This window comes from Streptomyces sp. NPDC093586, assembly GCF_044764905.1.
GTDB lineage: Bacteria > Actinomycetota > Actinomycetes > Streptomycetales > Streptomycetaceae > Streptomyces.
This window is the reverse complement of the sequence record NZ_JBIWJA010000002.1, coordinates 257,976-274,172: the sequence shown is the minus strand read 5'-3', so window position 1 is coordinate 274,172 and position 16,197 is coordinate 257,976. Positions and strand designations below refer to the sequence as shown.

Genomic DNA, 16,197 nt, shown 5'->3' with positions numbered 1-16,197 from the left:
GTTTCGGACACCTGCGAACGTCCTCGTGCGCAACCGGTCGTGGGTGGGTCGGGCAGGTGCGGTGTCCGTATTCTCTGATCATGGACCGCACCGCATATGCCCTCGTCGCCACCGACCTCGACGGAACGCTGCTGCGCGGCGACGACACCGTCTCCGACCGGTCGCTGGCCGCGCTGGCGCGGGTGGCCCGGGCGGGGGCGCGGCACCTGGTGGTGACGGGGCGCCCGGCACCGAGGGTGCGCTCCCTGCTCGACGGCCTCGGCTGCACGGGGCTCGCGGTGTGCGGGCAGGGCGCGCAGGTGTACGACGCCGACGCGCACCGGATGCTGTGGTCGGTCACCCTGGACCGGGAGCTGGCGGAGACCGCGCTCGGCAAGATCGAGGCCGAGGTGGGGGAGGTGTACGCCGCGGTCGACCAGGACGGCGTCGACGGGCTGACGCTCATCGAACCGGGCTATCTGATGCCCCACCCGACCCTGCCCGCGGTGCGGGTCGAGCGGCGCGACGAGCTGTGGAGCGCGCCGATCAGCAAGGTGCTGCTGCGCCACCCCGACCTGTCCGACGACGAGTTGGCGGCGACGGCGCGCGCGGTGGTGGGTTCCCTCGCGACGGTCACGATGTCGGGGCCGGGGACGGTGGAGCTCCAGCCGTGCGGGGTGACCAAGGCGACCGGTCTGGCGCTCGCCGCCGAGCGTCTGGGGCTGAGCCGGCGGCGGACGATCGCCTTCGGGGACATGCCCAACGACATCCCCATGTTCCACTGGGCGGCCCGCGGGGTCGCCATGGCGGGCGCCCACCCCGAACTCAAGGCGGTCGCGGACGAGGTCACCACGACGAACGAGGACGACGGCGTGGCCGTCGTCCTCGAGCGGATCTTCGGAGCCTCCTGACGCACCGGGTGCGTATCGGTACGGCTCGGTTCGTCCGGTTGTGTCGCGGTGCGCGGGCGGCTCAGTACGCGCTGAAGACGTTGTCGATGGAGCCGTACCGGTGGGCCGCGTAGTTGCAGGCGGCGGTGATGTTGGCGACCGGGTCGTACGAGTCCCAGGAGGTGCCGGCGACGTGGTACGCCCGGAAGGTCGGGTCGATCACCTGGAGCAGGCCCTTGGACGGGGTGCCGTTGACGGCGTTGACGTCCCAGTTGTTGATGGCGAACGGGTTGCCGGACGACTCCCGCATGACGTTGCGGTGGATGCCGTCGTAGGTCCCGGGGATCCCGTGCTGCGCCATGATGTCCAGCGACTCGCGGATCCAGCCGTCGAGGTTGTTCGGGTACACCGTCGCCGTGGCGGCGGCGGCCGTGGTGGCCGGGGTGGCGGCGGACGCGGTGGCGGCGCCGACGAGCGGCAGGGCGAGCACGGCGACGCCGGTGCCGGCGACGGCGAGCTTGCGGGCGAGGCGGCCGGTTCGGGCGTGACGGTTCTGACCGTTGGCAGGCATGTGTGTGTCCCTCTCCATACGCCTGCGAGGTGAGCTGTCGGGTTCGGGCGGGGAGGTGCCCGGCCGCGCCCTGACGGGCACGGCTTCACCCCGAGCCGCTCCGGTGGTGTCCGGCGCGGCGACTTACCTTGGGTCCCCCGCTCCTGCCTGCGAGTGTGTCGGTGGATGACTGTGTGTCGGGGCGGTGGCAGGATTCGGCGTCCGCCTGACAGGCCGGGAACGTATGCGAGAGCACATGTCCGGAACAAGTGCAGGAATCACCCGACGTGCCTGTTGACCTTGATCTGAGGCATTTGGGGTGCTTGATCCTTTGCTACTGCCAAGGCTCAACTCGCCTACGGGGCAAAGGGGTGAGGGGGTTCGCGGCGGGGGTGCGGGCGGGCGCGGTGGCGTGAGCCAACTCACTGGCCTCAACAAGAGCGGCAAATCGGGCATTAGAGTCAACTGGTGGTCAATCGCCCCCTGGTGGGGGTCGCTTCGGTGCGGGGGCCCGACCGGGGGGTGGCTGGGGGGCCGACCGGGTGCCCGGCCGGACGCGCGCGGCAGCGGGGGTACGCCCCTCCGTCGGCGGGGCGCCCCGGTGTTTCCTCGTGTCGCGCGGGCATCCGTCCGGGGTGTGCGGGCATCCGTCCGGGGTCGCGGGTGCGGGTGGCGAACGGGTGACGCTCTCGGGGTGCGGTCCGTCGGGAGGGGTGGTGGGATCTTCGGTGGTGGCTTCCGGTGTGCCGTGCTCCGCGCCGCGCCTCTCCGGCGATGTCGGCCGATATCTGCTCATATCACTTGATCAAAAACATACCGTGCATGATCCGATACCGACCGGCCTGTAACGGTGGGCGCTAGCGGTGATCGAAACGTGACCGGATACGCTGACTCGAGTGGTGGCAGCGACCTATCGACAAACCAGGTAATCGCCAGTAGACACCAGCAGACAGGAGACCCCTCGTGACCGTCGTCGGGCCGTTCGGGCTGAGCGTGCGGGACCAGGCACTGGAAGCCGATGTCCAGACCGGACTGGCGGCCGTCGAGGAAGGGTTGCTTGAGGCAACCAAGAGTGAGGTGCCCTTCATCACGGAGGCCGCCCAGCACCTGGTGCGGGCCGGCGGCAAGCGGTTCCGGCCGCTGCTGGTGATGCTCGCCTCCCGGTTCGGCGACCCCTACGCGCCCGGCATCGTGCCCTCGGCCGTGGTCGTGGAGCTGACCCACCTCGCCACGCTCTACCACGACGACGTGATGGACGAGGCCGCCGTGCGCCGCGGCGTGCCCAGCGCCAACACCCGCTGGGGCAACTCGGTCGCGGTCCTCACCGGCGACTTCCTGTTCGCCCGCGCCTCCCAGATCCTCGCCGACCTCGGGCCCGAGGCGGTCCGGGTGCAGGCCCTCGCGTTCGAGCGGCTCGTCACCGGCCAGATCCTGGAGACGGCGGGGCCCCAGGACGGACGGGACCCGGTCGACCACTACCTGGACGTGCTGGGCGGCAAGACGGGATCGCTGGTGGCGGTCTCCTGCCGGTTCGGCGCGATGATGTCCGGCGCCGACGACACGGTCGTCGACGTGCTGACCCAGTACGGCGAGCGGCTCGGCGTCGCCTTCCAGCTCGCGGACGACGTCCTGGACATCGCCTCCGACTCCCACGAGTCGGGCAAGACGCCCGGCACGGACCTGCGCGAGGGCATCCCGACCCTCCCGGTGCTGCGGCTGCGCGAACGGGCGGCCCGGCTGGGGCTCGCCGAGGACATCGCCCTGTGCGAGCTGCTGGACTCCGACCTGAGCGACGACGCGCGGCATGCCGAGGCCCTGCGCCTGCTGCGCGCCCACCCCGCGCTCGAACAGGCGCGGCGGGACACCGTCCGGTACGCGAAGGACGCCCGGTCGGCGCTGGCCCCGCTGCGGGAGTGCGACGCGAAGGCCGCGCTGATCGAGCTGTGCGACGCGGTGGTGCACCGAGCCGGCTGACCTCCCGGCCGCCACCGCGCTCTCCCGGCGCGACGCGCCCCGCCCCCACCGGTCGGGGACGCCCCCACCGGTCGGGGACGCCCCCACCGGTCGGTGGAGGATCCGCCCTTCCGTGTCATCCCGCAGGAGTACGCGGAGTTGAGCCCGCGGTCTGACGCTTCCTCGTGGCCGATTTGGTCAGATGGTCACACGGAAAAACACCACTCCTCACCGATTCGGGTGAGAATGGCGGCTCACGGGTGAACACGTGCGAGGTCGCGAGACAGCCGCCGCCGACGACGGAGGTAGGGCACACATGGCACCGATCGATTCCGACGACAACACGACCGCCGGGGACGGCGAGGAGCCGCGTGCCGGACGGCGCAGGGCCGCGCGGTACGTCGTCCCGGTCGCGGTGATGGGCGTGGCGGCCGCCACGATCGGGCTCGTCCCCGCCCTCGCCGACTCAGGCGACCCGGACCTGCCCGAGGTGACGGCCCAGCAGCTCATCCAGAAGATCGCCGAGTCGGACGTCCAGCAGCTGTCCGGCACCGTCAGGATCAGCACCGACCTGGGCCTGCCGGACCTCGGCGGCCTGGAGAGCGGTCTGGCGTCCGGCATGTCCGGCGGCCCGGGCGCCGGCGGCGGTGACGGTTCCTCCGCCGACCCGTCCGCCAAGCTTACCGGGCTGGTGACCGGCAGCCACACGCTGCGCGTCGCGGCCGACGGACCCGACCGGCAGAAGCTCTCGCTGCTGGAGAACGCCGCCGAGTACAGCCTGATCCACGACGGCAAGGACGTCTGGGGCTACGACAGCAAGTCCAACGAGGTCTACCACTCCACCACGTCCCCCGGCGCCGAGCGGCCCGCCGGGAAGGCGCCGGCCACCCCGAAGGACTTCACCGAGCAGGCCCTCAAGGCGGTCGACGACACCACGTCCGTGACCGTCGACGGCACCGCGCAGGTCGCCGGCCGGGACGCGTACCGACTGGTGATCAAGCCCCGGCAGTCCGGTTCCACGGTCGGCGCGATCAGCGTGGCCGTGGACGCGAAGACCGGCATGCCGCTGAAGTTCACCCTGACCCCGTCGAGCGGCGGCGCCGCCGTCGTGGACGCGGGCTTCACCCAGGTCAGCTTCGCGAAGCCGGACGCCTCGACGTTCGACTTCACCCCGCCCAAGGGCGCGAAGGTCACCGAGGACGACGAGACGCCCGAGGCGGGCGAGACGCCCAAGGCACCGGAGCGGGGCCACAAGCCCGACGCCGACCTCGCCGAGGACCTGGACGGCCTCGAGGTCATCGGCGAGGGCTGGAACACGATCGCCACCTTCGACACCGGCGGCCAGGGCCTGCCGGACGCGTCCGAGGGCGGCGACCTGGGCGGCTTCCTGGGCTCCTTCGGCGACCAGGTCAAGGGCGACTTCGGCTCGGGCACGGTCTTCACGACCCGCCTGGTCAACGCCCTGATCACGGACGACGGCAAGGTCTACGCCGGTGCGGTCACCAAGGACGCGCTGGTGAAGGCGGCCGACGCCGCGAAGTAGCACCGCACCGCCCGCACGACGAGGAGAGGGAGCCGATGGGGGAACCGTCCGCCGCGGAACCGGAGGGCCCGGGCCGGGACGGCGAGAGTGACGCCGTCATCGCCACCCGCGCCCTCACCAAGCGCTACCGCGGCGGACAGCTCGCCGTCGACGGCCTGGACCTGACCGTCCCGGCGGGCAGCGTCTTCGGCTTCCTCGGCCCCAACGGCTCCGGCAAGACCACCACCATCCGCATGCTGATGGGCCTGATCGAGCCGACCTCGGGCGCGGCACGGGTGCTGGGCCGGCCCGTGCCGCGTGCCGCCCGCGCCGTACTGCCCCAGGTCGGCGCCCTCATCGAGGGCCCGGCCCTGTACGGCTTCCTCTCCGGCCGCGACAACCTCCTGCGCTACGACGCCGCCGACCCGACCGCCGACCCGCGCACCCGGCGCGAGCGCGTCGGGGCGGCGCTGGACCGGGTGGGCCTCACGGCCGCCGCGGGCAAGAAGGCGAAGGCGTACTCGCTCGGCATGAAGCAGCGCCTCGGACTGGCGGCCGCGCTGCTCCAGCCGCGCCGTCTGCTGGTGCTGGACGAGCCCACCAACGGGCTCGACCCCCAGGGCATGCGCGAGATCCGCGCCCTCGTGCGCGAGCTGGCCTCCGACGGCACCACCGTCTTCCTCTCCTCCCACCTGCTGGACGAGATCGAGCAGGTGTGCACGCACGCCGCCGTGATGGCGCGGGGACGGCTGATCACCCAGGGCCCGGTCGCCGACCTGGCGGCCGGGGCGCGCGGCCGGCTGGTGGTGACCACGCCGGACACGGGGGAGGCGGCGCGGGTGCTGAAGGAACGGGGCGCCGGGGACGTGGCCGTCGCCGAGGACCGGGTGACGGCGGAGCCGCCGGGCGGCGACCTCGCCGACCTGAACGCCGCGCTGGTCGCGGCCGGCGTGCGCGTCCGCGGCTTCGGAGTGGAACGGGCCTCCCTGGAGGACGCGTTCGTGGCACTGACGGGAGAGGGCTTCGATGTCGCGGGCTGAGGCGTCACCGGCCGGGGCGGCACGCGCCGGGGGAGCGGCGGACGGGGACGCGGTGCACGGGGACGCGGAGGCGCACGTCGTGCGCGCGCCGAGCCCCCTGTGGTCCCTCGGGCTGCTCCGCAGCGAGCTGCTGACCACCTTCCGGCGCTGGCGCACCCTCGCCCTGCTGGGCGTGCTGGCCGCGGTGCCGGTCCTGGTGGGGATCGCCGTGAGGATCGAGACGGGGGACGGCTCGTCGTTCGGCGGGGGCCGGGGCGGCGGGGACGAGGGGCCGGCGTTCATCGCGCAGATCAGCAACAACGGGCTGTTCCTGGTCTTCACCGCGCTCGCCGCGACGCTCCCGTTCTTCCTGCCGATGGCCGTCGGTGTCGTCGCCGGTGACGCGATCGCGGGCGAGGCGAGCGCGGGCACGCTGCGCTACCTCCTGGTCGCCCCGGCCGGACGCACCCGCCTGCTGTTCACGAAATACGCGACGGTGATCGCCTTCTGCCTCGCGGCCACCCTCGTGGTCGCCGTCACGGCACTCGCGGTCGGGGCGCTGCTGTTCCCGCTCGGCGACCTGACCACCATCTCCGGCACCCGCATCACCTACGCCGAGGGCCTGGGGCGGGCCCTGTTGATCGCCCTGGTCGTCGCCGCCTCGCTCGTCGGCGTGGCGGCGCTCGGCCTGTTCGTCTCGACGCTGACCGGGAGCGGCATCGCGGCGATGGCGACCACGGTCGGGCTGGTGATCACCGTCCAGATCCTCGACCAGATCCCCCAGCTGCACGCCCTCCAGCCGTACTTCTTCTCGCACTACTGGCTGTCCTTCGCCGACCTGATGCGCGAGCCGGTCTACTGGGACGAGCTGGTGAAGAACCTCGGCCTGCAGGCCCTGTACGCGGCGGTGTTCGGCTCGGCGGCCTGGGCACGGTTCACCACGAAGGACATCACCTCGTAGCGGCCGCGTCCGCCCGCTCGTACGGGAAGCGGGCGAGCGGCGCCTCCCGGGCGAAGAAGGTCTTGGCCCGGGCCAGCGCGTCGGTGTCGTGCAGGACGTCGCCGGGCTTGCTGCCGTTGCCGAGCAGGACACCGCCGAACCGCATGCCCATGTACGCCGCCGAGTTGTTCAGGCTGCCGATCAGGGGGTCGGCGACCTCCTGCTCCTCGTGCGCGAGCGCGGTGACGCCCCACAGGGTGCGGCCGGCCAGGGTCGCCTTGAAGTCGAGGCCGGGGGTGCGCAGCCAGCCGGACCAGTGGTCCAGGTAGCGCTTGACCGGGGCGGACAGCGAGTACCAGTACAGCGGCGAGGCGATCACGAGGTCCGTCGCGGCGAGCGTGGCGTCGAGCAGCAGCGCCGCATCGCCCTCGGTGGGGCGGGTGTGGTCGCTGTCGTGCCGCAGGTCCTCGAACTCGGGCAGCGGGTGCTCGGCCAGGCTGATCCATCGCTGCTCGACGTCCGCGGGCAGCTGTTCGGCGGCGCGGCGGGCCAGCAGTTCGGTGTTGCCGTCGGGGCGGCTGCTGCCGAGCAGGAAGAGGAAACGGCGGCTCATGGGATCCCCCAGGGGTTTTCCGGCGTACGCGAAATACCAGCACCTGCATTATATGCGTATGCATGAGACTGTTCAGGGTGACGCCCGGGGCGGTGGCGGGCGGGGTGGCCCGGCACGGCGCACCGCACGTCCGTGACCTCCTGGAACGAGCCTGTGACACCGCGGTGACGTGAGAATCGCGAGCGAGCGGAGAGACTCGACGGTAGGTGAACGACAGGCATGACAGGCTCTGGACGGCGGGGAAGCGGAACCGCCGACGGAAGCCGCCTATGAGTGGGGGGACGATGTCTCGACTCGGCCGCGACAGGCAGCGGGACCAGCGACGCGCCGAGCGTCCGCCGATCGACGTCCGCGTACCGGGGGCCGGCGGTGACGTGCGCGGCGCTTCGGTCGACGGCGTCCCGGTCGTCGCCGCCCCCGGCGAGGAGATCCAGCACGCCGTCCTGAACCGACTCCACCACATCGCCCGCACGGCGGGCCGGCCCGTCCTCGCCACGGTCCACGACGAGCGCATCGACTGCGTCGTCCGGCTCCGGGTCGACCCGGACGGCTCCAGCCACCTCGCGGGCAAGCCGGTGCCGACACCGCGTACGGCGGAGGCGGCCGAGGGCACGGAGGGCGCCCCGGCGGTCACGGGCGCATCGGCCTCGGAGGCGCCGGCGGTCCCGGAGGCGCCGGCGGTCCCGGCGGCCCCGGAGGTCTCGAGGGCGTCCGCAGCCCCGGCTGCCGACGTGCCGGCGGCGACTTCTGCGGCTCGGGCTGCCTCGGCGGCTCCCGTCGTCCGGCCGGCGCCGGCGGCCGATGCGCCGGCGGTGACGCCGGCGACCCGGGTCGCCTCGGCGGTCCCCGCCGTCCAGGTGCTCCCGGCGGCTCCGGCACCCCCCGCTGCCCCGGCGTCCCCCGCTGCCTCGGCGTCCCCCGCCGTCCGGCCGGACTCGGCTGCCGACGTGCCCGCGGTGCCCGAGCCGCAGCGGGCGTCGTCCGGTGAGTCCGCGCCCGCGTTCACCTCGCGCGCCCTGCCCGTACCCGCCGGGGGCACGGCGCCGGGCACGGTGGCGCCGCCGACGGGGGTGTTCGGTCCGCCGCCGCGGATGGACGCGGAGCCCGCGGGCGGCGGTGCCGCGCCCGGCGGCCTGTCGGCGGACGGAACGGCACCCGCCGCTCCGGCGCCCGTCACATCCCTGACCGGAGCCCCCGCGTCCGGCGTCCCCGCACCTCCCGTCGCCATACCCGGCCGCTCCGCGGGCGTGGCGCCCGAGCCCGCCTCCGTGCTCGCCCCCGCTCCCGCCGGGCGCCGCAAGCCGGTCCCCGGCCTCGTCGCGGACCCCGACCCCGGCCCCAGGCCCACGCCCACCCCCGCCCGCGGTTTCGACGCCGTGGCCGAGGCCGTGCTCGGGGACGCGCCGCTCACCGCGCCCGGTGACGTCACCACCCCCGCCCTCCTCGCCGAGCCCACGGCGCGGATCAACGAGGCGGTCAGGGAGGGACGTACGCAGGACGCGGCGCGACTCGCGGAGCGCGCGGTGGCCGAGGCCTCGGACACGCTGGGACCGGAGCACCCGGAGGTGCTCCGGCTCCGCGAGCTCACCGCGTACATCGCCTACCTGTCGGGCGACCCGGCCCGCGCCTTCCGGCTCTCGCTGGACCTGGTCGGCATCCACCGCCGGGCGGGCGACGCGGAGGCCGCCTACGGCAACGTCCAGAGCGCGGCCACCGCCTGGCGTGCGGTGCGCGACCCCGAGCGGGGGCTGGAGCTGGGGCGCGACCTGGTCGGCCTGTGGAGCGAACTCGCCGCCGAGGAGGGACCGGCCGCCGACGACGCCGAGCGGCTCGAGTCGGCCCGCACCCGCATGGGCCGCCTCGCCGAACGCGCCCGCGCCCACGCCCACGCCTCGGCCGACTGACCCGGCGTCGGCCGGGACGCGCCGGCGGCTACTGCGACAGCTGCCAGACCGCGTACGCGACGGCGTCGCTGTTGCGGTTCAGCGCCGTGTCGTCGATGTTGGCGGTCGTGTCGCATGACGAGTGGTAGCACCGGTCGAACGGCTGGCCCGCGGTGCCGCCCCACTTGGCCGCCTGCGCGGACGTCTTGCGGTAGTCGGCGCCGCTGAAGAGGCCGCCGACGGGGACGCCCGCGCTCTTGAAGGGCGCGTGGTCGGAGCGGCCGTCGCCCTCGGTCTCGATCTCGGTGGCGACGCCGAGGCCGGCGTAGTAGTCCTTGAAGGTCTTCTCGATCACGGGATCGTCGTCGTAGACGAAGTAGCCGGGGTTGGGCGAGCCGATCATGTCGAAGTTCAGATAGCCGCTGATCTTCGCGAGGCCGGCGGACCCGAGGCTGTTGACGTAGGAGCGGGAGCCGACCAGCCCCAGCTCCTCCGCGCCCCACCAGGCGAAGCGCAGGTGCTTGGTGGGGTGGTAGCCGGAGCGGGCCACGGCGAGCGCGGTCTCCAGGACGGCCGCCGAGCCGGAGCCGTTGTCGTTGATGCCGGGGCCCGCGGTGACACTGTCCAAATGTGACCCGGACATGACAACCTGATTCGCGTCGCCGCCGGGCCAGTCCGCGATGAGGTTGTAGCCGGTGCGGCCGGAGGACGTGAACCGCTGGACCGTGGTGGTGAACCCGGCGGCGTCCAGCTTGGCCTTCACGTAGTCGAGCGACGCCTGGTAGCCGGGGCGGCCGTGGGCGCGGTTGCCGCCGTTCGCCGTGGCGATCGACTGGAGCCGCGCCAGGTGGGCCTTGACGTCGGCCACCGGTATGTCGGGTGCGGCGGCAGCGGCAGTGGCCTCGGGGGTGGGGGTCGCGCCGGCCACGGAACCGCCGGTCATCAGGGTGGCGACCGCGACGGCGCCGGCCGCCAGCGCACGCCCGGAGACGGAAAGCTTCATGTGGGGGGCTCCGAATTCCTGGGGAGACCCTGGGGAGGTCTCCCGGTGAATGAGGTGCCTGGATGGTGTGGCCGCGACTGACGCCGCGTCAAGACCGCTATTCGGCCACCGCGTCGCGCATAGCGGGCTACGGCTTCCCGGTCGGGGCGTCGATCCGGGCGGGCGCGGGCGCGGGGTCCGCGGAAGCGGAATCCGGGGCCGGTCCTCCGCAGGCCACGACGCCCGAGTCCCGCGCGGCGTCCCCCTTCTCCGCCGGTACGCCGCCGCCGGCCCCGCCCGGCGGGGTCCGCAGTGACCGGGCGGTCCGGTGGGCGGTGCGCAGCGCGTCCCAGGTGAGCAGGGTGAGCGCCAGCCAGACGAGCGCGAAGCCGGCCCAGCGCTCGGGTGGCATGGCCTCGCCGAAGTAGAGGACGCCGAGCAGGAACTGGAAGACCGGGGCCAGGTACTGGAGCAGTCCCAGTGTGGACAGTGGCACGCGGATCGCCGCCGCACCGAAGCAGACCAGGGGGATCGCGGTGACCACGCCGGTCGCGGCGAGCAGGGCGCCGTGCCCGATGCCCTCGGTGGTGAACGTGGAGCCGCCGTGCGCCCCCTGCCACAGCAGGAAGCCGAGCGCGGGCAGGAACTGGACCGCCGTCTCGGCGGCCAGCGACTCGACGCCCCCGAGGTTGACCTTCTTCTTCACCAGTCCGTACGTGGCGAAGGAGAAGGCGAGGCAGAGGGAGATCCACGGCGGCCGGCCGTAGCCGACGGTGAGCACGACGACGGCCGCGAAGCCGGTACCGACCGCCGCCCACTGGACGGGCCGCAACCGCTCCTTCAGCAGCAGCACGCCCATCGCGATGGTGACCAGCGGGTTGATGAAGTACCCGAGGGACGCCTCGACGACGTGGCCGCTGTTCACGGCCCAGATGTAGACGCCCCAGTTGACGGTGATGACCGCCGCGGCCACGGTGATCAGGCCCAGCTTGCGCGGCTGCCGCAGCAGCTCGCCGGCCCACGCCCAGCGCCGCACGACGAGCAGGGCGACGGCGACGAAGGCGAGGGACCACACCATCCGGTGGGCGAGGATCTCCCCGGCGCCGGCCGGCTTGAGCAACGGCCAGAACAACGGGACGAGCCCCCACATCCCGTAGGCCGCGAAGCCGTTCAGCAGGCCTATGCGCTGTTCACTCCTGGACGACCCGGCCACGGGCACCTCCTCCTCGCCTACGGCACGCCGGGGACGGAGGCATGCCCAGGACGACGGTAGCGCCGCGTCCGGCGGCCTGTCATGCCCGTATCGCCATACGGTCATGACAGGTGGCCGTCGGGGCGTCAGCCCCGGAGCGCGGCCTCGATCGCGTCGGCGACCGGGGTGGTCGGACGGCCGATGAGCCGGGACAGATCGCCGGTGGTCACGACCAACTCCCCCTTCTCGGTGGACGCCTCCACGCCTCCCAGCACCTCGGCCATCGGCTCGGGCACCCCGGCGCCGACGAGGGCGCGGACGTACTCCTCGACGGACACGGGGCGGTAGGCGACCTCGCGGCCCGCCTGCCGGCTCACCTCGGCCGCGTACTCGGCGAAGCTCCACGCCTCGTCGCCACCCAGGTCGTACCGCGTGTTCTCGTGTCCCTCGCCGGTCAGCACGGCGACGGCGGCGGCCGCGTAGTCGGCGCGCGAGGCGGAGGAGATGCGGCCCTCGCGGGCGGCCTGGACGACGGCGCCCTGCTCCAGTACCCGGGCGAGGTTCTCCGTGTGGTTCTCGTGGTACCAGCCGTTGCCCAGGATCACCCACGGCAGGCCGGAGGAGAGCAGGACCTTCTCGGTGGCGCGGTGGTCGTCGGCGAGGGAGGCGGTCAGGCCGCTGGGGGCGCTCGTGTACGCCAGCAGCGCGACCCCCGCCGCGGCGGCGGCGTCGATGACGGCCCTGTGCTGCGCGGGGCGGTCCTTGGTGACCTCGTTGCCGGAGATCAGCAGCACCTTGTCGCCCGCCGAGAACAGCCCGTCGAAGGTCTCGGGCGCGTTGTAGTCGGCCACGGCGATCCGCACGCCGCGCTCCGCGAGGGCGGCGCCCTTCTCCGCGCTGCGCACGACGGCGGTGACCTGCTCGGCCGGGACCTTCTCCAGCAGCTGCCCCACCACGTGGCGGCCAAGGTGTCCGGAGGCTCCGGTGACGACGATGCTCATGGTCCGTGTACTCCTCGTGCGGTGACGTCTTTCTCTGTCACTCACCCTAGGAGCGGCACTAACTTATGGATAGTACCCACTTTGAAGTAAGGTACGGCTATGGAAGTAAGTGTCAGCCGCGAGACGATGTGCCCGTACCGGCTCGTCCTGGAACACGTCACCAGTCGCTGGGGCGTCCTGGTCCTGATGGAGCTGATCGACCGCCCGTACCGCTTCGGCGAGCTGCGCCGTGCCGTCTCCCGGCAGGGCCGGACGGTCAGCGAGAAGATGCTGACCCAGACCCTCCAGACCCTGGAGCGCGACGGTCTGGTGCACCGGGACGCGAAGCCGGTGATCCCGCCGCGGGTGGACTACTCCCTGACGGACCTCGGCCGGGAGGCGGCCGAGCAGGTGGCGGCCCTGGCCCGGTGGACGGAGGACCGGATGGACGAGGTCGCGCGGGCGCGCCGGGCATACGACGAGGCCCGGGCCTGACGACCCGGGCCTCGTGGAGCGGTACGGCTCTCAGCCGACGACCGTCCAGGTGTCGCCGCCCGCCAGCAGCGCCGCCAGGTCGCCCTTGCCGTTCTGCTCGACGGCGGTGTCCAGCTGGTCGGACATCAGCGTGTCGTAGACCGGCCGCTCGACGGAGCGCAGCACACCGATCGGGGTGTGGTGCAGCGTGTCGGGGTCGGCGAGGCGGGACAGCGCGAACGCGGTGGTCGGCGACGCGGCGTGGGCGTCGTGGACCAGGACGTCGCCCTCGTTGTCCGCGGTGACCGTGACGACCTTCAGGTCACCGGTGGCCGGATCGCGGACGACGCCCTTGGCGTTGTCGGTGCCGAACCGGATCGGCTGCCCGTGCTCGAGGCGGATGACCGCCTCCTGGGCCTGCTGCCTGTCCTTGAGGACGTCGAAGGCGCCGTCGTTGAAGATGTTGCAGTTCTGGTAGATCTCCACGAGCGCCGTGCCCGGGTGGTCGGCGGCCTGGCGCAGGACCTCGGTGAGGTGCTTGCGGTCGGAGTCGACGGTCCGGGCGACGAAGGACGCCTCCGCGCCCAGCGCCAGCGACACCGGGTTGAAGGGCGCGTCCAGCGAGCCCATCGGCGTCGACTTGGTGATCTTGCCGACCTCGGAGGTCGGGGAGTACTGACCCTTGGTCAGGCCGTAGATCCGGTTGTTGAACAGCAGGATCTTGAGGTTGACGTTGCGGCGCAGCGCGTGGATGAGGTGGTTGCCGCCGATGGACAGCGCGTCGCCGTCACCGGTGACGACCCACACCGACAGGTCACGCCTGCTCGTGGCGAGGCCGGTGGCGATGGCGGGGGCGCGGCCGTGGATGGAGTGCATCCCGTAGGTGTTCATGTAGTACGGGAAGCGGGAGGAGCAGCCGATGCCGGAGACGAAGACGATGTTCTCCCTCGCCAGGCCCAGCTGGGGCATGAAGCCCTGCACGGCGGCGAGGACGGCGTAGTCGCCGCAGCCGGGGCACCAGCGCACTTCCTGGTCGGACTTGAAGTCCTTCATGGACTGCGTGCCCTCGGCCTTCGGCACGAGCTGGAGCAGCGCGTTGGCGTCAGACATCGATGGCCTCCTTCAGCGCCGTGGCGAGCTGCTCCGCCTTGAACGGCATGCCGTTGACCTGGTTGTACGAGCGCGCGTCGACCAGGTACTCCGCCCGGATCAGCGTGGCGAGCTGGCCGAGGTTCATCTCGGGGACCACCACCTTGTCGTACCTCTTCAGGATCTCGCCGAGGTTGTGCGGGAAGGGGTTGAGGTGGCGCAGGTGGGCCTGCGCGATCGACTCCCCGGCCGCCCGCAGCCGCCGTACGGCCGCCGTGATCGGGCCGTACGTCGAGCCCCAGCCCAGCACGAGGGTGCGCGCGCCGCCCGGGTCGTCCACCTCCAGGTCGGGCACGTCGATGCCGTCGACCTTGGCCTGGCGGGTGCGGACCATGAAGTCGTGGTTGGCCGGGTCGTAGGAGATGTTGCCCGTGCCGTCCTGCTTCTCGATGCCGCCGATGCGGTGCTCCAGGCCCGGTGTGCCCGGCACCGCCCACGGGCGGGCGAGGGTCTGCGGGTCGCGCTTGTAGGGCCGGAACACCTCGGTGCCGTCGTCCAGGGTGTGGTTCGGTCCCTGCGCGAACTGCACCCGCAGGTGCGGCAGTTCGTCGAGCTCCGGGATCCGCCACGGCTCGGAGCCGTTGGCCAGGTAGCCGTCGGAGAGCAGGAAGACCGGGGTGCGGTAGACCAGGGCGATCCGGGCCGCCTCCAGGGCCGCGTCGAAGCAGTCCGCGGGCGTCCTCGGCGCGACCACCGGGACCGGGGCCTCGCCGTTGCGGCCGTACATCGCCTGCAGCAGGTCCGCCTGCTCGGTCTTGGTCGGCAGACCGGTGGAGGGCCCGCCGCGCTGGATGTCCACCACCAGCAGTGGCAGCTCCAGGGAGACCGCGAGCCCGATCGTCTCGCTCTTGAGCGCGACACCGGGACCGGAGGTGGTGGTGACCGCCAGCGACCCGCCGAACGCCGCACCCAGCGCCGCGCCGATGCCGGCGATCTCGTCCTCGGCCTGGAAGGTGCGCACACCGAAGTTCTTGTGCTTGCTGAGCTCGTGCAGGATGTCCGAGGCCGGGGTGATCGGGTACGAGCCCAGGAACAGCGGCAGGTCGGCCTGACGGGACGCGGCGATCAGCCCGTAGGCCAGAGCCAGGTTCCCGGAGATGTTGCGGTACACGCCCGGCGGGAACGCCTGCGCCGCCGGCGCGACCTCGTAGGAGACCGCGAAGTCCTCCGTCGTCTCGCCGAAGTTCCAGCCCGCCCGGTAGGCCGCGATGTTGGCCTCCGCGATGTCGGGCTTCTTCGCGAACTTGGTGCGCAGGAACTTCTCGGTGCCCTCGGTGGGCCGGTGGTACATCCAGCTCAGCAGGCCCAGCGCGAACATGTTCTTGCTGCGCTCGGCCTCCTTGCGGGACAGGTCGAAGTCCCCCAGCGCCTCCACCGTCAGGGTGGTCAGCGGCACCGGGTGCACGCTGTAGCCGTCCAGTGAGCCGTCCTCCAGCGGAGAGGTCTCGTAGCCGACCTTCTGCATCGCCCGCTTGGTGAACTCGTCCGTGTTGACGATGATCTCCGCGCCGCGCGGCAGGTCGGCGACGTTCGCCTTGAGCGCGGCCGGGTTCATCGCGACCAGCACGTCCGGCGCGTCGCCGGGGGTGAGGATGTCGTGGTCGGCGAAGTGGAGCTGGAAGGACGAGACGCCCGGCAGGGTGCCGGCGGGCGCCCGGATCTCGGCCGGGAAGTTCGGCAGCGTCGACAGGTCGTTGCCGAACGACGCCGTCTCCGAGGTGAAGCGGTCACCGGTGAGCTGCATACCGTCACCGGAGTCCCCGGCGAACCTGATGATCACCCGGTCCAGCCGGCGGACGTCCTTCGCCCCGACCGGTTTGCGCTGCTCTCCCACGACGGTTCCGTCGGCCTGCTCCGCTGGGCTGCTGACCTGGCTGGTCACTGAACTGGACCTCCCTCGAGGCGGCTGTCCGGGGACCGGTCTCCCATCGACCGTCCCAGGATCAACCCTACGTCCGCGGGTGTTGACTTCCGGTGGACATTCGCATGATGGACACGACCTCGCGGCGGCCCGGCACCCTGCCGGTCCACGGGGAACCGGTGGGTCGGTGACACGGCCCGGCCGCCCAGA

General features: G+C 72.6%; 14 protein-coding genes and 1 riboswitch. Of the genes, 7 read left to right on the top strand and 7 right to left on the bottom strand.

Annotated elements, in window-relative coordinates; genetic code table 11:
* The first annotated feature begins 80 nt into the window (after nucleotides 1–80).
* A complete protein-coding gene (locus ACIRFH_RS03470) occupies nucleotides 81–890 on the top strand; it encodes an HAD family hydrolase (RefSeq protein WP_403516863.1) in 810 nt (269 codons plus the stop codon).
* 61 nt (nucleotides 891–951) lie between these two features.
* On the opposite strand, the gene ACIRFH_RS03465 is transcribed toward ACIRFH_RS03470, so the two are convergent.
* Nucleotides 952–1,440 (bottom strand): transglycosylase SLT domain-containing protein, encoded by a 489-nt coding sequence (locus ACIRFH_RS03465; RefSeq protein WP_403516862.1) that lies wholly within the window; start codon nucleotides 1,438–1,440, stop codon nucleotides 952–954.
* A 5-nt stretch (nucleotides 1,441–1,445) separates the two neighbouring features.
* A riboswitch (cyclic di-AMP (ydaO/yuaA leader) is annotated at nucleotides 1,446–1,614 on the bottom strand.
* 768 nt (nucleotides 1,615–2,382) lie between these two features.
* On the opposite strand from ACIRFH_RS03465, the gene ACIRFH_RS03460 reads away from it, so the two are divergent.
* From ACIRFH_RS03460 to ACIRFH_RS03445, 4 genes are all read left to right on the top strand, one after another.
* Entirely contained in the window at nucleotides 2,383–3,393 is a 1,011-nt protein-coding gene (locus ACIRFH_RS03460; protein ID WP_403516861.1) for a polyprenyl synthetase family protein, read from the top strand.
* A gap of 295 nt (nucleotides 3,394–3,688) precedes the next feature.
* Nucleotides 3,689–4,915 carry an outer membrane lipoprotein carrier protein LolA gene (locus ACIRFH_RS03455; protein WP_403516860.1) on the top strand — a complete coding sequence of 409 codons (1,227 nt, stop codon included), beginning with the start codon at nucleotides 3,689–3,691 and terminating at the stop codon, nucleotides 4,913–4,915.
* A 35-nt stretch (nucleotides 4,916–4,950) separates the two neighbouring features.
* Nucleotides 4,951–5,934, top strand: coding sequence for an ABC transporter ATP-binding protein (locus ACIRFH_RS03450; protein ID WP_403516859.1), 984 nt, complete (start codon nucleotides 4,951–4,953; stop codon nucleotides 5,932–5,934).
* The gene (locus tag ACIRFH_RS03445) at nucleotides 5,921–6,874 is read left to right on the top strand and encodes an ABC transporter permease (protein ID WP_403516858.1); all 954 of its coding nucleotides are present in this window, start codon (nucleotides 5,921–5,923) and stop codon (nucleotides 6,872–6,874) included. Before ACIRFH_RS03450 ends, ACIRFH_RS03445 begins: the two co-directional genes overlap by 14 nt.
* On the opposite strand, the gene ACIRFH_RS03440 is transcribed toward ACIRFH_RS03445, so the two are convergent.
* Entirely contained in the window at nucleotides 6,864–7,466 is a 603-nt protein-coding gene (locus tag ACIRFH_RS03440) for a flavodoxin family protein (protein ID WP_403516857.1), read from the bottom strand. The two genes, ACIRFH_RS03445 and ACIRFH_RS03440, sit on opposite strands and share 11 nt — an antisense overlap.
* A 284-nt stretch (nucleotides 7,467–7,750) precedes the next feature.
* Between ACIRFH_RS03440 and ACIRFH_RS03435 the strand changes: the two genes are divergently transcribed.
* Nucleotides 7,751–9,370: a tetratricopeptide repeat protein gene (locus tag ACIRFH_RS03435; RefSeq protein WP_403516856.1), complete on the top strand. Its 1,620-nt coding sequence runs from the start codon at nucleotides 7,751–7,753 to the stop codon at nucleotides 9,368–9,370.
* A 28-nt stretch (nucleotides 9,371–9,398) separates the two neighbouring features.
* Here the strand turns inward: ACIRFH_RS03435 and ACIRFH_RS03430 are convergent, their stop codons facing one another.
* The 3 genes from ACIRFH_RS03430 to ACIRFH_RS03420 all read right to left on the bottom strand — a co-directional run bounded on the left by ACIRFH_RS03430 (nucleotide 9,399) and on the right by ACIRFH_RS03420 (nucleotide 12,524).
* Nucleotides 9,399–10,352, bottom strand: coding sequence for a M28 family metallopeptidase (locus tag ACIRFH_RS03430; RefSeq protein WP_403516855.1), 954 nt, complete (start codon nucleotides 10,350–10,352; stop codon nucleotides 9,399–9,401).
* 127 nt (nucleotides 10,353–10,479) lie between these two features.
* Nucleotides 10,480–11,544 carry an EamA family transporter RarD gene (gene rarD / locus ACIRFH_RS03425; protein WP_403516854.1) on the bottom strand — a complete coding sequence of 355 codons (1,065 nt, stop codon included), beginning with the start codon at nucleotides 11,542–11,544 and terminating at the stop codon, nucleotides 10,480–10,482.
* Nucleotides 11,545–11,669: 125 nt separating this feature from the next.
* Nucleotides 11,670–12,524 carry an NAD(P)H-binding protein gene (locus ACIRFH_RS03420; protein ID WP_403516853.1) on the bottom strand — a complete coding sequence of 285 codons (855 nt, stop codon included), beginning with the start codon at nucleotides 12,522–12,524 and terminating at the stop codon, nucleotides 11,670–11,672.
* Between the two features lie 99 nt (nucleotides 12,525–12,623).
* Here ACIRFH_RS03420 and ACIRFH_RS03415 point away from each other — a divergent pair, with 99 nt between their 5' ends.
* A complete protein-coding gene (locus ACIRFH_RS03415; RefSeq protein ID WP_403516852.1) occupies nucleotides 12,624–12,998 on the top strand; it encodes a winged helix-turn-helix transcriptional regulator in 375 nt (124 codons plus the stop codon).
* A 30-nt stretch (nucleotides 12,999–13,028) separates the two neighbouring features.
* Here ACIRFH_RS03415 and ACIRFH_RS03410 read toward each other — a convergent pair whose 3' ends face one another.
* Nucleotides 13,029–14,087, bottom strand: a complete 1,059-nt coding sequence (locus tag ACIRFH_RS03410; RefSeq protein ID WP_403516851.1) for a 2-oxoacid:ferredoxin oxidoreductase subunit beta — start codon at nucleotides 14,085–14,087, stop codon at nucleotides 13,029–13,031.
* The gene (locus ACIRFH_RS03405) at nucleotides 14,080–16,008 is read right to left on the bottom strand and encodes a 2-oxoacid:acceptor oxidoreductase subunit alpha (protein ID WP_403516850.1); all 1,929 of its coding nucleotides are present in this window, start codon (nucleotides 16,006–16,008) and stop codon (nucleotides 14,080–14,082) included. The genes ACIRFH_RS03410 and ACIRFH_RS03405 overlap by 8 nt, the downstream gene beginning before the upstream one ends.
* Nucleotides 16,009–16,197 lie beyond the last annotated feature (189 nt).

Excerpts from the sequence above, each read along its gene's own strand:
- ACIRFH_RS03470 (WP_403516863.1), top strand. The coding sequence starts at position 81 with ATGGACCGCACCGCATATGCCCTCGTCGCCACCGACCTCGACGGAACG.
- ACIRFH_RS03465 (WP_403516862.1), bottom strand. The coding sequence starts at position 1,440 with ATGCCTGCCAACGGTCAGAACCGTCACGCCCGAACCGGCCGCCTCGCC.
- ACIRFH_RS03455 (WP_403516860.1), top strand. The coding sequence starts at position 3,689 with ATGGCACCGATCGATTCCGACGACAACACGACCGCCGGGGACGGCGAG.
- ACIRFH_RS03450 (WP_403516859.1), top strand. The coding sequence starts at position 4,951 with ATGGGGGAACCGTCCGCCGCGGAACCGGAGGGCCCGGGCCGGGACGGC.
- ACIRFH_RS03445 (WP_403516858.1), top strand. The coding sequence starts at position 5,921 with ATGTCGCGGGCTGAGGCGTCACCGGCCGGGGCGGCACGCGCCGGGGGA.
- ACIRFH_RS03440 (WP_403516857.1), bottom strand. The coding sequence starts at position 7,466 with ATGAGCCGCCGTTTCCTCTTCCTGCTCGGCAGCAGCCGCCCCGACGGC.
- ACIRFH_RS03435 (WP_403516856.1), top strand. The coding sequence starts at position 7,751 with ATGTCTCGACTCGGCCGCGACAGGCAGCGGGACCAGCGACGCGCCGAG.
- ACIRFH_RS03430 (WP_403516855.1), bottom strand. The coding sequence starts at position 10,352 with ATGAAGCTTTCCGTCTCCGGGCGTGCGCTGGCGGCCGGCGCCGTCGCG.
- ACIRFH_RS03420 (WP_403516853.1), bottom strand. The coding sequence starts at position 12,524 with ATGAGCATCGTCGTCACCGGAGCCTCCGGACACCTTGGCCGCCACGTG.
- ACIRFH_RS03415 (WP_403516852.1), top strand. The coding sequence starts at position 12,624 with ATGGAAGTAAGTGTCAGCCGCGAGACGATGTGCCCGTACCGGCTCGTC.
- ACIRFH_RS03410 (WP_403516851.1), bottom strand. The coding sequence starts at position 14,087 with ATGTCTGACGCCAACGCGCTGCTCCAGCTCGTGCCGAAGGCCGAGGGC.